Origin of the sequence: Aeromonas sp. FDAARGOS 1414, from assembly GCF_019047065.1 — a bacterium.
In the GTDB taxonomy this organism is placed as follows: Bacteria; Pseudomonadota; Gammaproteobacteria; order Enterobacterales; family Aeromonadaceae; genus Aeromonas; species Aeromonas veronii_A.
This window is the reverse complement of the sequence record NZ_CP077210.1, coordinates 3,301,311-3,315,000: the sequence shown is the minus strand read 5'-3', so window position 1 is coordinate 3,315,000 and position 13,690 is coordinate 3,301,311. Positions and strand designations below refer to the sequence as shown.

The window sequence follows — 13,690 nt, the reverse complement described above, 5'->3', positions numbered from 1 at the left end:
GTGGTCGGGTAGAGAATACCAAGGCGCTTGAGAGAACTCGGGTGAAGGAACTAGGCAAAATAGAACCGTAACTTCGGGAGAAGGTTCGCTCTTGACAGTGAAGTCCCTTGCGGATGGAGCAGTTGGGAGTCGCAGTGACCAGATGGCTGGGACTGTTTATCAAAAACACAGCACTCTGCAAACACGAAAGTGGACGTATAGGGTGTGACACCTGCCCGGTGCCGGAAGGTTAATTGATGGGGTTAGCGCAAGCGAAGCTCTTGATCGAAGCCCCGGTAAACGGCGGCCGTAACTATAACGGTCCTAAGGTAGCGAAATTCCTTGTCGGGTAAGTTCCGACCTGCACGAATGGTGTAACCATGGCCATGCTGTCTCCACCCGAGACTCAGTGAAATCGAATTCGCCGTGAAGATGCGGTGTACCCGCGGCTAGACGGAAAGACCCCGTGAACCTTTACTACAGCTTGGCACTGAACATTGAACCTACATGTGTAGGATAGGTGGGAGGCTTTGAAGGCGTGACGCCAGTTGCGCTGGAGCCGTCCTTGAAATACCACCCTTGTATGTTTGATGTTCTAACGCAGGGCCCTGAATCGGGCTCGCGGACAGTGCCTGGTGGGTAGTTTGACTGGGGCGGTCTCCTCCCAAAGAGTAACGGAGGAGCACGAAGGTTGGCTAATCCTGGTCGGACATCAGGAGGTTAGTGCAATGGCATAAGCCAGCTTAACTGCGAGACGGACAGGTCGAGCAGGTACGAAAGTAGGTCATAGTGATCCGGTGGTTCTGAATGGAAGGGCCATCGCTCAACGGATAAAAGGTACTCCGGGGATAACAGGCTGATACCGCCCAAGAGTTCATATCGACGGCGGTGTTTGGCACCTCGATGTCGGCTCATCACATCCTGGGGCTGAAGTCGGTCCCAAGGGTATGGCTGTTCGCCATTTAAAGTGGTACGCGAGCTGGGTTCAGAACGTCGTGAGACAGTTCGGTCCCTATCTGCCGTGGGCGTTGGATGATTGAAGGGAGTTGCTCCTAGTACGAGAGGACCGGAGTGAACGAACCTCTGGTGTTCGGGTTGTCACGCCAGTGGCACTGCCCGGTAGCTAAGTTCGGAATCGATAACCGCTGAAAGCATCTAAGCGGGAAGCGAGCCCTGAGATGAGTCATCCCTGACCCCTTGAGGGTCCTAAAGGGCCGTTGGAGACCACAACGTTGATAGGCGGGGTGTGTAAGTGCAGCGATGCATTGAGCTAACCCGTACTAATTACCCGTGAGGCTTAACCATACAACACCCAAGAAGTGTTCTAAGGCTTGTAGCAAATACCAAGCGCACTACTTACAAATTCAGTGATAATGACAAGCAACTAGCCAAGTCGTTATTCACGTCAGCTTTCCAAGATTGAAGAATTTGCCTGGCGGCCATAGCGCCGTGGAACCACCTGATCCCATGCCGAACTCAGAAGTGAAACGCGGTAGCGCCGATGGTAGTGTGGCATTCGCCATGCGAGAGTAGGACACTGCCAGGCACCCAATTAAACGGTGATGTGAAGAATCACGTCACTGGCTGCGAGGATGACACCTCATAAGAAGCGGCAACCAATTTAGCGCAAGCTAACCGAATGCGGAGCGGTAGTTCAGTCGGTTAGAATACCGGCCTGTCACGCCGGGGGTCGCGGGTTCGAGTCCCGTCCGCTCCGCCACTAATTTGAAGGCCTTCCCAGATGGGAAGGCCTTTTTGCTATGGGCGATTTTGTCCATAAGACCCACAGATTTGCACACCAGAATCAACACAAAGCCCGGCTTCACGACCGGGCCTTGGTGTTTTTAGCGTGTTAAACAGCCAACGTTTGGTTTTTACCTGCCAAGAGAGGGCCAGATAGCCGGTTATTCCCGCCATTTTCGGGCTATATCCGGGCCTTATCAGCCATTTGAACGAGTCTACAAGGGGTCAAATCAGGCTTCTGCCGCTTGCTGACTACAGGGCAGTCCCATATTTACCACCTCCGCTTCCATCTGCACATCGATCTTGAAGCCAAGCCGTTTGGCTAGGTTGGGAATACCGAGATTGCCGGATTCATCAGGTACAGTTCAAGCAAAGAGACCTTCCCGACGGGAAGGCCTCTTTGCTTTATCTATCAACTGATTACCATCACTCGGTTGATTTATCAGGGCTTCTCTTTGTTGCCAATGCTCAGGCCGAGCTTGATGGAGAGGGCCGCCAGTAACAGCAGCATCATAATCAGGGAAAAGAAGTTGCTGCCAAGCTCCGGGTATTGCACCTTGAGCAGCGCGGAGTGACCGAAGACACCGATAAAGAAGCAGAGCAGGGTACAGATGGGGGTGTTGCCCACCATGGGTTCATGGCGATAGTGCTGGAACAGCTGATAGGCCGCCAGCCAGAGGGCAATCAGCGGGAAGAAGGAGAAAGGCACGACCGAGTTGGTCAGCACGGCCAGAGAGGCATCGCCACAGATACCAATCAGCATGGCCATGGCAAGCGGTTTTTTCGGGATCATAAGCTGTTCAGGCATGTCGTTCTCCATCCTGTGGTCATGGGTGAGGTTCACGGCGCTTCTGGTTTTGTACCTCGGCGCCCATGGCGATCATCCGCAGTTGGCGAATTGTTCGGTCGGAGAGTGCACGGCACTCTTCGCTGGTCATGTCGAGTGCATCGGCACCGGCACTGAAGACGATGGTGACCATGGCTTCTGCCTGGATGTAGGCATCTTCCCGTGGTGCTTCTGTGGTGGCTTCCAGATAATCGGTCAGCTCTGCGATAAAGTGCTGGATTTCGCGAGCTACCGCCTGGCGAAAGGCGGCCGAGGTGCCGGAGCGTTCCCGCAGCAGCAGCCGAAAGATGTTGGGGTTGTTCTCGACAAACTCCATAAAGGTCTGCACCGAGGTGCTGATGACACTGCCACCACCGGCAATGCGCTGGCGTGCCTGGCGCATCAGTTGGCGCAGGGTAAGGCCTCCTTCGTCAACCAGGGTCAGGCCCAGTTCCTCCATATCGCGAAAGTGGCGATAGAAAGAGGTGGGCGCGATACCCGCTTCGCGAGCGACTTCCCGCAGGCTGAGATTGGAGAAACTCCGATTGGCGCACAGTTGGCTGAATGCAGCATCGATCAATGTACGCCGGGTTTTTTCTTTTTGTTGAGCGCGAATACCCACGAAATCAGTCACCTTCAGCTTAACGAGGACAAATGATAACCCGAAGGCGCCTCAGGATCAGGTTTGTATCCTATTTTTTTACCATTGACCGTGAGGAAATCACCATAGAAAATGGCTAACAGCTGTTCGCTGAAAGGATGCAATGAGATGGCCAGACCCCCCATTATTTTCACCAATACCCTGCTGTTCTCCCTCTCCGGGATAGTGGCGTTGATTGTCGTGCCCTGGTACGGCGTGAGCCACGGTTACGATCTCTGGCAGTGGGCCAGTTTCCTGTTGTTGTTCTGCCTTAGTGGTCTCTCCATCACCGCAGGCTATCACCGGCTCTGGTCGCACAAGGCCTACAAGGCGCACCCCGCTTTGCAGTGGTTGTTTGCCATCGGCGGTGCGTTGGCGCTGCAGAATTCGGCCCTGCACTGGTCGGCCGATCACCGCCATCACCATCGTCATGTGGATGACAACGATAAAGACCCCTACAGCGCGGGGCGCGGCTTCTGGTATTCCCACATTGGCTGGATGCTGCGGGAGCATCAGGGAGATCGCTATGGCGATTACAATAATGTGCGTGACCTGCAGAACAACCCGGTGGTCGCGTTTCAGCACCGTCACTATCTGACGCTGGCGCTGGCGGCCAATCTGGGGCTGCCGCTGCTGCTCGGCCTATGGCACGGGGATATGCTCGGCATGTTGCTGTTGGCAGGCGTGCTGAGAATGGTGATGACTCACCACACCACCTTCTTCATCAATTCGCTGGCCCACATCTGGGGCAGTCAGCCCTATACCGACCGCAATACCGCTCGCGATAACGGCATCCTGGCTTTTTTCACCTTTGGCGAGGGGTACCACAACTTTCACCACCTGTTCGAGAATGACTACCGCAATGGCATTCACTGGTGGCAGTTCGATCCGACCAAGTGGTTGATCCGGCTCGCCTCCTGGTGCGGTCTGGCGGGAGATCTCAGATCTTCGCCGGAGGAGCGTATCGAACAAGCCCGGCTGCAGATGCAGCTGAAACGGGCACAAGCCAAGTTGCGCAAGCAGGAAGATCGCGAACTGTGGCAGGCGCTGCTGCAGGAGGAGTACGACAAGCTGAGCCAGCAGTTGCAACACTATTACGCTAGTCGCAAGCGGCTGCTGGAGCTGCGCAAGCGCAAGGCGCTGGCGCGCTATGACCGCCTCAAGCTGCAACTGGAGTACCGGGCCCTGCGTGACGGCTTTATCGCTGGTAAACGCAACTGGAGTCGCCTGCTGGCAGGCATTGCATGATGCCTTGCCGGGGTATCACACATACTAAAAGAGAAGACCGCCTGCTGGCGGTCTTCTCTTTGGTATGCATGTTTGAACGGGCTAGTTGGTTTGGCTCTGCTGTTGCTGCAACTGATCCAGTGCCTGCTGCTCCTGCTGGCTGAGACCCAGCTGTTCACAGGCCTGCTCAAAGCTGATCCCCAGATAGCGCATCATGATATCCAATAACGGGAGGGCTTAGTTGGCTTGGCTCTGCTGTTGCTGCAACTGATCCAGCGCCTGTTGCTCCTGCTGGCTAAGACCCAGCTGTTCGCAGGCCTGCTCAAAGCTGATTCCCGGATGGCGCATCATGATATCCAATAACGGGAGGGCTTAGTTGGCTTGGCTCTGCTGTTGCTGCAATTGATCCAGTGCCCGTTGCTCCTGCTGGCTGAGACCCAGTTGTTCGCAGGCCTGCTCAAAGCTGATCCCCAGATGGCACATCATGATATCGATGGCGGGCAGATAATTCTTCATAGCTTCTTCCATGGTGATCCTCCAGACCCGTCACTTATGCCCTGAACCACTCGGGGCGGCAATTAGACTTTAGGCTTAGTCTGTCCATTTGATCAGCACCCCTGCCACTGGGGTAGGGAATTTGTTACCCTGCACCATGATAAAAACGGTTGCCGTATGACTGCGAGCAACAGGTGAGGAGCAGGGCATGTTATTGAGTTTCTTGATCATCGCTTCAGGTTGGTGGCACATCCGTGCTGCCTACGGTTCAGACAGCCGCCAGTTCTATATCAGCAAGCCGCTGACCATGCTGCTTATCATTGCGTTGGCGTTCGGCTACCAGAGTTATGACCACGACGGTTCCCATGCCTGGATCCTGCTCGGCCTCTGCCTCTCGCTGGCGGGCGATGTGCTGCTGATGTTGCCAAGGGATCGCTTCATTCAGGGGTTGGCGGCATTTCTTGTCGCGCATCTCTGCTATATCGTCGGCTTTGCCCAGGGACCGCTGCTGCTCAATCTGGTGGATGGCTTGCTGCTGTTGCTGATTGCCGGCATGGTATTTGGCCTGCTGTGGGGCAAGCTGGGAGAGATGCGGATCCCGGTCTTTTGCTACATGCTGGTGATCATCGGCATGGCTTGGGTGGCCGCCGGTGCCTGGCACGCCTCTCTCACTGCCGGTTCGGCCGCCGCTTTGGTGGGGGCACTGATGTTCCTCTTCTCCGACAGCATGCTGGCGCTCGATCGCTTCCGCCGCCCCTTTCCCCACGCTCGAGCCTGGGTGATGAGCAGCTACTTTGCGGCGCAATTCCTGATTGCGGGGTCGCTGGCGGGATAACGCCATGCGGTTGAGTACAGGCAACAGATAACGAAAAACGGGCGCTTGCCCGTTTTTCGTTTTATTCCCGGCGGTTTTTCACGCCTCTAGCGGTTCGGCATCCGCTGCCCGTGGGGCGGGGGATTTGAGCAACAGCATCAGGCCGCTGGCGATCAGCAGGAAGATCCCCATGATGTAGAACACCTGGTTGTAGGCCATGATGGCCGCCTCCCGGTTGATGGTATTGGCCAGCATGGCGTGGGCTTGCTGCTGGGCAATCTCGGGGCCTGAACCCTGCGCCATCATGCTCTGGGCCAGTTGCAGCAGATAGCTCTGCCCCTCGACACTGCTGGCGGCCAGAGTGCTGCCAATCTGCAGCACATGGGTGCGGGTATCGTTGTCGAGCAGGGTCGCGATGATGGCGATACCGAACGCACCACCGAGGTTGCGCAGCACGTTGAGCAGAGTCGAGGAGGAGGGGATCTCGTCGTGGCTCAGGCTGGCGGTGGCGACCAGGGAGAGCGGCACCATGATGAAGGGCTGCCCCAGCGCCCGCACGATAAGCGACTGAATGAGCTGCGGCCCGGCGTAGTCGGCACTCATGTTGACGTTCATAAAGCAGCTGACTGCGAAGATCAGGAAGCCGAAGCTCACCAGATAGCGCGGGTCTATCTTGTGGGTCAGCTTGGGCACCAGCGGTAGCACCAGCAGTTGCGGCAGCCCCATCCACATAAGGACTTCGCCGATCTCCAGCGCGTTGTAGTTGTGGATCTGGGTCATGTAGAGCGGCAACACATAGATAGATCCCATCAGCGCCATGCCGAGGATCAGATAGGCGAAGCAGGCGAGTGCGAAGCGCGGGTTGTGCAGCAGCCGCAGATTGACCAGCGGGTGACGGCGGATCAGCTGGCTGATGACAAAGAACACCAGCGCCACCGCCGAGATGACCGCCAGTCGCACGATGAAGCTTGAGCCGAACCAGTCCTCCCGGTTGCCCTCTTCCAGTACCACCTCCAGCAAGCCGAGGCCGAGCGCCATGGTGACAATCCCGATGAGGTCTACCCGCTTGATCACGGCCCAGTCCACCGGTTTTTTATCCAGCCCGTGGGCCAGCATGGCCATCACCAGCAGTCCCGGCGGCACGTTGAGATAGAAGATGTAGTGCCACGACATCTGCTCGGTGAGCCAGCCGCCGAGGGTTGGGCCGATGGCGGGGGCGAAGGTGGCGCAGAGGCCAAACAGCGCCATGCCGGTGGCCCGCTTCTGGAGCGGCAACAGGGTGACGATGAGGGAGAAGGCCATCGGGATCAGCGCCCCGCCAGTGAAGCCTTGCAGCGCTCGGAAGACGATCATGCTGGTGAGGTTCCAGCTGAACGAGCAGAGCACGGAGGCGGCGATAAAGGCGCCGGTGGTCCAGAGCAGGTAGCGGCGCACGCTCAGCCCTCGGCTCAGCCAGCCACTCAGGGGGATGGCGATCATCTCCGCCACCAGATAGGAGGTGGAGATCCAGGAGCTTTCGCTCAGGGTGGCCGACAGGGCCCCCTGAATATCCTTCAGTGAGGCATTGGTGATCTGGATATCGAGGATGGCCATGAAGGCGCCGATAAGCCCCCCCATGACCGCGATCCAGTTGCGACGTGGAATGGGTTCCATCAGTTGGCAGCCACCACGGGATCAGGAGTGCGGGTATCCACGATCACTTCGGTGGAGAGACCCGGCAGCAGCTTGCCTGCCAGCGGGCCCGGCTCGGGGATGCGGATCTTGACCGGTACCCGTTGCACAATTTTGGTGAAGTTGCCGGTGGCATTCTCCGGTGGCAGCAGGGCGAACTTGGCGCCGGTCGCCGGGGCCAAGCTGTCGATGATCCCCTCGACCGGTTGATCCGGGTAGGCATCGAGTACCACTTCGACCTTCTGGCCCGGCTGCATATGGGCGAGCTGGGTCTCCTTGAAGTTGGCCTCGACCCACACCTGCTGCAGCGGCACCAGGCTGGCGACCTGCATACCGGACTGGACGTAGAGGCCTTCCCGCAGGCTGCGCTTGCCGATGATGCCATCGGCCGGTGCCCGCAGCTCGGTGTAGCCGAGCTCCAGCTTGGCCTGCTCCAGTTGTGCTTCGCTCAACGCCAGCTTGGCCAAGTTCTGTTTGCGCTCGGCATCCAGTACCAGCAGTCGCTCACGGGCCGCTTGCAGGGCGGCTTGGGCCTCCCGGGCTTGCGCCTGATTGACCTGCAGTCCGGCACGCACCTCGTCCAGACTGTCTTGCGAGCTGTAGTGGCGCTGGTTGAGCTGACTGATCCGGTTGACCTGCTGGCTGGCACGCAGCTGTTCGGCATTGGCGGAGGCGACCTTGGCCTCGGCCTGCTGGATCAGGCTCAGTTGTTGGGTGCGGGTGGCGGCCAGATTTTCGGCCGTCGCCTGATTGAGGCGCAGGTCGGCTTCGGCCTCCGCGACCCTGGTTTTGTATTCGCGATCATCGAGCCGGGCGATCAGTTGGCCCGCTTTGACTGGCTGGTTGTCGGTGACCAGCACTTCGCGGATATAGCCGGGCAGTTTGGAGCTGATCCCGGTCACTTCACTTTGCAGATAGGCGTTGTCGGTGCTTTCAAAATAGCGGCCGTGAAGATACCAGTAACCGGCGAACAGCAGACCGAGCAGCGCCAATATCATGGCTGCCAGCAGGGGAATTTTTTTGTGTTGACTCATTTTTGTGATTCCTGAACTTAAGGGGCGCAGGCTAACACTGGTCAACTGTTTCGATTAGTATTGGTTCACGAGATATACAGTTTCACTGGTGCAACAATGGATCTCAATGCCGCGTTAATTCTGGTGCGTATCGTCGACAAGGGCTCGTTTACGGGGGCCGCCCGCGAGCTGGGGATGACCAAGGCGATGGTCAGCCGCCGCATCGCCGAGCTTGAACAGCGGCTCGGAGTGCGTCTGCTCTATCGCTCCACCCGTCAGCTCACTTTGACCGAGGAGGGGGAGAAGTACTACCTGCACTGCAGCAAGGCGGTCGATGCCCTGACCGAAGCCGAGCTGATGCTGAGCGCCAGCCAGCAGGAGGTAACCGGCACCCTCAAACTGGCGGTGCCCATCGAAACGGGGCAACTGGTGGTCGGGCGCTTGGTCGCCAAGTTTTTGCAGGCCTATCCCGCCCTGCAGGTGGAGCTGGAGCTGACCAACCGGGTGGTGGATCCCATCAGCGAAGGGCTGGATGCGGTGGTGCGGATTGGCGACATGAGCGACTCCAATCTGGCGGCGCGCCGACTCTGGAGCACCGGAAGGCTGCTCTGTGCCAGCCCGGACTATCTTGCCCGCAGCCCGGTCATCGAGCGGCCGGAGGATCTGGCCAACCACGAGCGGGTGACGGTGAGCAGCGGGTTTCTCGCCTCTCACTGGTGCTTCGAGCTGGATGGCAGAGAGGTGCTGGTTGACCCCCCATCCCGTTTTCGGGTCAATAATATTACCTGTGCCCGGGAGGCTGCGAAGGCGGGGCTGGGGTTGGCTTCGTTACCCGCTATGCTCTGTCAGGATGAGCTGGCCAGCGGCGAATTGGTGATCCTGCTGCCAGAGTGGCAGCAACCCAGGGTGCCGATTTATTTGCTGTTTCCGGAGCGGCAACTGATGCCGCGCAAGTTGCGGGCATTCATCGATTTCATGATTGAGAACGGCGCCGAGTTTGGCATCGACAAGTTGTTGTAAGGGGGAGCTATGGATAACTGGATCAATCTCTATCGCGCCTCACACACCCTGGAGGCGCACGCGTTGAAAGGGGCGCTGGAGGCGGAAGGGGTGCTGGTGCGCCTCAATGGCGAGGGGCTGTCTGGCGCCCTTGGCGAACTGCCGGTCGACATGTTGCAGGTGACTCTGATGGTGCGGGCCGAGGATCGCAGCAAGGCAGGAAGGGTCATCGAGCGTTACCAGCAGCGCCAGGGTAACGGCTGGCTGTGCGGCCAGTGCGGGGAGGAGAACGGCGCCAACTTCGACGTCTGCTGGCGCTGTCACCACGATCCCCACGACAGCTGATCTCTCTTCCGCTAGCGCGGCGGGAACTCGATATCTTCCCCTGCGCTGGCATCGTGATAGGTCGCCAGATCCAGCTCGTTTTCGCTGCGGGCGATCAGCACCGACACCAGAATATCCCCCGATACGTTGACCGTGGTGCGCGCCATGTCGAGGATCCGGTCAATGCCTGCAATCAGTGCCACCCCTTCCAGCGGCAAGCCCACCGCCGTCAGGGTCAGGGTCAGCAGCATCAGCCCGGTGCCCGGGGTGCCTGCGGTGCCGATACTTGCCAGGGTGGCGATGCTGATGATGGTCAGGTAATCGACCATGTGCAGATCCACACCGAATGCCTGAGCCACGAACAGCGCAGTCACTCCCTGATAGAGGGCTGTGCCATCCATGTTGATGGTGGCGCCGATGGGCAGCACCTTGGCTGTGATGGCGGGGGAGACTCCCAGCCGCTTCTCGGCGCAGGCTAGACTGATGGGCAGGGTGGAGTTGCTGGAGCTGCTGGTGAAGGCCACCGCCTGAGCATCGACGATGCTCTTGAAGTAGTGCAGCGGATTGAGCCGTGCCAGCAGGAGCAGCAGGGTGCTATAGACCCCGAGCACGTGCAGCAGGCAGCCGAGGTAGACGGCGCCGATCACCTTGAGCAGCGGTAGCAGCAGATCGAGACCGTACTTGCCGGTCATCCAGGCCATCAGGGCGCAGACACCATAAGGGGCGAGCGCCATCACCATCTGGGTCAGCTTGAACATCCCCTCGGCCAGCGAGGTGAAGAAGAGGATGGCGGGGCGGCCACGGCGACCGCTGGCATTGAGGGCCACCGCCAGCGCCACCGCAAAGACGATCACTTGCAGGATCTTGCCATCCACCATCGCCTGTACCGGGTTGCTCGGCACCAGATGGCTCAGCACGCTGGCCAGGGTGGGTGGTTCCGACATACCGACCCGCTCATAGGGGCCCATGTCGGCACCCATGCCGGGTTCCAGCAGCCAGCCCATCATCAGGCCGATGCAGATGGCGATGGCGGTCGAGCAGAAGTAGAGGCAGATCGCCTTGCTGCCGATGCGATCGAGGGCCTTGCCCTTGAGCAGCGAGGTGAGGCCGGCGATGACCGAACAGAAAATGAGGGGCACCATCAGCATCTGGATGGTGTTGACGAACAGGACGCCAAGGGGCTTGAGCAGCAGGGCTTGCTCTTCAAAGCCGACGCCCAGACCCACCCCTGTCAGCATGCCGATCAGGGTCTTGAGCCAGAGTGGTCGGCGGGTCCAGATCTGCCAGGGCTTGAGAGCCTCTCCATGGAACAGCATGACGCCAATATCCTTATACATTGTCTGCGATGGCCAAAAAGGGGCGCCAGTGTAGCGATCCCTGACGCGGGTTGCCACATTATCGACAAAGCGGTGGCGGTGACCACTCCCCTGACCAGGTAATGCGCAATTTATTGGCCTATATCAAGATCCCTCCGGGCGGGGAGATATTTAATTGGCATTAAATATGTTTATTATTGAGGTGAGAGATGTCGCAATCGGTTCATGGTCACGAAGTGATGGAGATGATGTTGGCACAAGGGGGGCAATTTACCCGTGCCAGCCTGAAACAGGCGATGGCCGAGCGGTTCGGTGCCGAGGCCCGTTTTCATACCTGCAGCGCCAGCGAGATGGATGCGGAAGCGCTGATCGACTTTCTGGCTGCTCGCGGCAAATTCATCGACTCGGCCGAGGGTTTCCAGACCCGTGCCGACAAGATCTGCAACCACGGTTAATCCCGCTGCGAGCGCATCATGGCGCTCGCTCAATTCTTCGCCCTTTGCTATATTTCGCCCCCTCTCTTTTCCCTATTCAGGGCGTAGCCCGGGCGTTGTATGGATACTTTCTCTGCCGCAGTCATGCTGTTTCTGATCATGGACCCGCTGGGCAACCTGCCGGTCTTCCTCTCTATACTGCGTCATATCGATCCCAAGCGACGCCGCAAGGTGATGGTGCGCGAGCTGCTCTTCTCGCTGGCCATCATGATGCTGTTCCTGTTCGTCGGTCAGCAGATCCTCGGTTTCCTCAACCTGCGGCAGGAGGCGGTCAGCATTGCGGGGGGCATCATCCTGTTCCTGATCGCCATCAAGATGATCTTCCCGAGTGAGGGGGGCGTGACCGGGCTGGCGGCGGGCGAGGAGCCCTTCCTGGTGCCGATGGCGATCCCGATGATCGCCGGTCCTTCTATCCTGGCTTCTTTGATGCTGCTGGCCAATCAGGAGCCGACCCGGATGGTGGACTGGTCGCTGGCACTCTTTATGGCCTGGGCTGCCAGCGCGGTGATCCTGATGTTCTACGAGGTATTCAACAAGCTGCTGGGTGAGCGGGGACTCACTGCGGTGGAGCGGTTGATGGGTATGCTGTTGGTGATGATCTCGGTCCAGATGCTGCTGGACGGGGTACATCACTATCTGGCAGTGACCGGCCAAGGCTGAGCGGTTTACATCTTGAAGTGAATGAAACGGGGCTACGCAGAGCCCCGTTCTTTTCTTCCTGCCGAGAGGGCGTGTCGTCACTCGTGAGTGGTCGCTGCGGGTTCCAGTTTGCTCATGATGAGGGAGAGCAGCAATTCCCGCAGCCAGCGGTGGCCCGGATCCTCGCTGTGACGCTGATGCCAGATGAGCAGATGGGAGATGCTGTCCAACCCGATGGGCAGCGGCAGCTGCAACAGCGGATAGACCTGGGTAGCGTGGCGAGCGTAGAGCCTGGAGAGGGTCACTATCATGTCGGAGTGCATCCCCATCCGCAGCGCCGCCTCGAAGGAGGGCACGGTTGCCTCGATACGCCGGTAGAGATCCTGCTCCGCCAGCTTGTGATCCAGCATCCAGCGGTCTCGCCCCTCGCAGTAAGTCTGCACATGGGGATAGCTGAGGTAGTGCTCCAGATTCCAGTTGGGCTCCCGCAGCGCGGGGTGGTGCTGCTGCACCAGACAGGTGAGATCATCGACCGCCAGCACTCGCTGACAGATGCTGTCGGGCAGGGTATCGAGCCGATAATCGGAGCTGATGCAGTTCTCCCGCACCGCGAAGGCGATGTCCACCTGTCCCTGACTCATCTCGGTCAGGCTGTTCTCGGTCCACTCCTCGTAACGCAAGCGGATCCTTGGTGCCTGCCGCTTCAACTCGCTCAGGTAGAGCGGGGCAAACAGGGTGAAGGCGCTGTCCATGCTGGCGATGACGAACTCTCGCTCCGAGCTGGCGGGGTCGAACTCGGGCGGCTGGATCAGGTTATCCAGCGACAGCAGGATGGGTTGCAACTGCTGTTGCAGCGCAAGGGCGCGGCCGGTGGGTTCCAGCCCGTAGGCGGAGCGGATGAAGAGGGGATCATTGAAGGTATCGCGCAGACGGCCGAGGGCTTTGCTGACGGCGGACTGGCTCAGATGAAGGCGGCGTGCCGCCTTGCTGCCGTTGCGCTCCTCCAGCAGTACCTGCAGGATAATCAGCAAATTGAGGTCGATGCGACCCAGTTGTTCCAGCAGCATGATATGAATCCTCTTCAATTCTAAGATGAATTTATACCATTTGTTTTCATATCTTGGCGATCTTATCCTCGAATGGTCTCAGGTTCGCATGAACCACTGGTACAGGATGTAGCGGTTGAGGGGACATGTAGCACAATCAATATGGCGACCTCAGGGTCGCCCTATTTTTTGGCTATGATTTATTTGCTCACTTGCACCTGCCTTGATTTTGCCCAACAATCCCTGCGCTCTATTTTGATACAAGTAACAGATATCTCTTTGTGAGGGAGTATCCCTATGGGACTCGGTGGAATTCATATCTGGCATATGTTGATCCTCTTGCTGGTCGTTGTGCTGGTCTTCGGCAGCAAGCGTCTTGCCAGTGCAGGTGAGGATCTGGGTACTGCCATCAAAGATTTTCGCAAGGCGATGCGTGACGACGCAAATCATCCGAAATAAGCAGT

14 protein-coding genes, 1 tRNA gene and 2 rRNA genes (1 of these 17 running past the window's edge) are annotated in these 13,690 nt (G+C 58.4%); 10 read left to right on the top strand and 7 right to left on the bottom strand.

Annotated elements, in window-relative coordinates:
- The 3 genes from I6L44_RS14935 to I6L44_RS14925 all read left to right on the top strand — a co-directional run.
- A 23S ribosomal RNA gene (locus I6L44_RS14935) occupies positions 1 to 1,284 on the top strand; it begins 1,606 nt to the left of the window's first position.
- 126 nt (positions 1,285 to 1,410) lie between these two features.
- A 5S ribosomal RNA gene (rrf, locus tag I6L44_RS14930) occupies positions 1,411 to 1,525 on the top strand.
- Positions 1,526 to 1,622: 97 nt separating this feature from the next.
- Positions 1,623 to 1,699: transfer RNA gene (locus I6L44_RS14925), tRNA-Asp, on the top strand.
- Between the two features lie 465 nt (positions 1,700 to 2,164).
- On the opposite strand, the gene I6L44_RS14920 is transcribed toward I6L44_RS14925, so the two are convergent.
- Both I6L44_RS14920 and fabR read right to left on the bottom strand, forming a co-directional pair.
- Positions 2,165 to 2,530, bottom strand: a complete 366-nt coding sequence (locus I6L44_RS14920) for a YijD family membrane protein (RefSeq protein WP_139442142.1) — start codon at positions 2,528 to 2,530, stop codon at positions 2,165 to 2,167.
- 19 nt (positions 2,531 to 2,549) lie between these two features.
- The gene (gene fabR, locus I6L44_RS14915) at positions 2,550 to 3,170 is read right to left on the bottom strand and encodes an HTH-type transcriptional repressor FabR (protein ID WP_005339921.1); all 621 of its coding nucleotides are present in this window, start codon (positions 3,168 to 3,170) and stop codon (positions 2,550 to 2,552) included.
- A gap of 147 nt (positions 3,171 to 3,317) precedes the next feature.
- Between fabR and I6L44_RS14910 the strand changes: the two genes are divergently transcribed.
- Entirely contained in the window at positions 3,318 to 4,436 is a 1,119-nt protein-coding gene (locus I6L44_RS14910; RefSeq protein WP_216952228.1) for a fatty acid desaturase, read from the top strand.
- A gap of 351 nt (positions 4,437 to 4,787) precedes the next feature.
- Here I6L44_RS14910 and I6L44_RS14905 read toward each other — a convergent pair whose 3' ends face one another.
- The gene (locus I6L44_RS14905) at positions 4,788 to 4,943 is read right to left on the bottom strand and encodes a hypothetical protein (protein WP_164537866.1); all 156 of its coding nucleotides are present in this window, start codon (positions 4,941 to 4,943) and stop codon (positions 4,788 to 4,790) included.
- 175 nt (positions 4,944 to 5,118) lie between these two features.
- Here I6L44_RS14905 and I6L44_RS14900 point away from each other — a divergent pair, with 175 nt between their 5' ends.
- The gene (locus I6L44_RS14900) at positions 5,119 to 5,745 is read left to right on the top strand and encodes a lysoplasmalogenase (protein WP_164537865.1); all 627 of its coding nucleotides are present in this window, start codon (positions 5,119 to 5,121) and stop codon (positions 5,743 to 5,745) included.
- A gap of 78 nt (positions 5,746 to 5,823) precedes the next feature.
- Here the strand turns inward: I6L44_RS14900 and I6L44_RS14895 are convergent, their stop codons facing one another.
- Together I6L44_RS14895 and I6L44_RS14890 are read right to left on the bottom strand one after the other, a co-directional pair.
- Positions 5,824 to 7,377, bottom strand: a complete 1,554-nt coding sequence (locus I6L44_RS14895) for a DHA2 family efflux MFS transporter permease subunit (protein ID WP_216952227.1) — start codon at positions 7,375 to 7,377, stop codon at positions 5,824 to 5,826.
- Positions 7,377 to 8,429 carry an HlyD family secretion protein gene (locus I6L44_RS14890; RefSeq protein WP_005348510.1) on the bottom strand — a complete coding sequence of 351 codons (1,053 nt, stop codon included), beginning with the start codon at positions 8,427 to 8,429 and terminating at the stop codon, positions 7,377 to 7,379. The genes I6L44_RS14895 and I6L44_RS14890 overlap by 1 nt, the downstream gene beginning before the upstream one ends.
- 96 nt (positions 8,430 to 8,525) lie before the next feature.
- Here I6L44_RS14890 and I6L44_RS14885 point away from each other — a divergent pair, with 96 nt between their 5' ends.
- Entirely contained in the window at positions 8,526 to 9,428 is a 903-nt protein-coding gene (locus I6L44_RS14885) for a LysR family transcriptional regulator (protein WP_019444678.1), read from the top strand.
- A 9-nt stretch (positions 9,429 to 9,437) separates the two neighbouring features.
- The gene (locus tag I6L44_RS14880; protein WP_005339933.1) at positions 9,438 to 9,752 is read left to right on the top strand and encodes a DUF2007 domain-containing protein; all 315 of its coding nucleotides are present in this window, start codon (positions 9,438 to 9,440) and stop codon (positions 9,750 to 9,752) included.
- A gap of 11 nt (positions 9,753 to 9,763) precedes the next feature.
- Here the strand turns inward: I6L44_RS14880 and I6L44_RS14875 are convergent, their stop codons facing one another.
- The gene (locus I6L44_RS14875; protein WP_005357632.1) at positions 9,764 to 11,047 is read right to left on the bottom strand and encodes a dicarboxylate/amino acid:cation symporter; all 1,284 of its coding nucleotides are present in this window, start codon (positions 11,045 to 11,047) and stop codon (positions 9,764 to 9,766) included.
- 209 nt (positions 11,048 to 11,256) lie between these two features.
- On the opposite strand from I6L44_RS14875, the gene I6L44_RS14870 reads away from it, so the two are divergent.
- Both I6L44_RS14870 and I6L44_RS14865 read left to right on the top strand, forming a co-directional pair.
- A complete protein-coding gene (locus I6L44_RS14870) occupies positions 11,257 to 11,502 on the top strand; it encodes a YecH family metal-binding protein (RefSeq protein ID WP_005357633.1) in 246 nt (81 codons plus the stop codon).
- A 99-nt stretch (positions 11,503 to 11,601) separates the two neighbouring features.
- Positions 11,602 to 12,201 carry a YhgN family NAAT transporter gene (locus I6L44_RS14865; RefSeq protein ID WP_041234986.1) on the top strand — a complete coding sequence of 200 codons (600 nt, stop codon included), beginning with the start codon at positions 11,602 to 11,604 and terminating at the stop codon, positions 12,199 to 12,201.
- Positions 12,202 to 12,278: 77 nt separating this feature from the next.
- Here I6L44_RS14865 and I6L44_RS14860 read toward each other — a convergent pair whose 3' ends face one another.
- Positions 12,279 to 13,247: a LysR family transcriptional regulator gene (locus I6L44_RS14860; protein ID WP_005348538.1), complete on the bottom strand. Its 969-nt coding sequence runs from the start codon at positions 13,245 to 13,247 to the stop codon at positions 12,279 to 12,281.
- A 276-nt stretch (positions 13,248 to 13,523) separates the two neighbouring features.
- On the opposite strand from I6L44_RS14860, the gene tatA reads away from it, so the two are divergent.
- The gene (tatA, locus tag I6L44_RS14855) at positions 13,524 to 13,685 is read left to right on the top strand and encodes a twin-arginine translocase TatA/TatE family subunit (protein WP_005339944.1); all 162 of its coding nucleotides are present in this window, start codon (positions 13,524 to 13,526) and stop codon (positions 13,683 to 13,685) included.
- Positions 13,686 to 13,690: the final 5 nt, after the last annotated feature.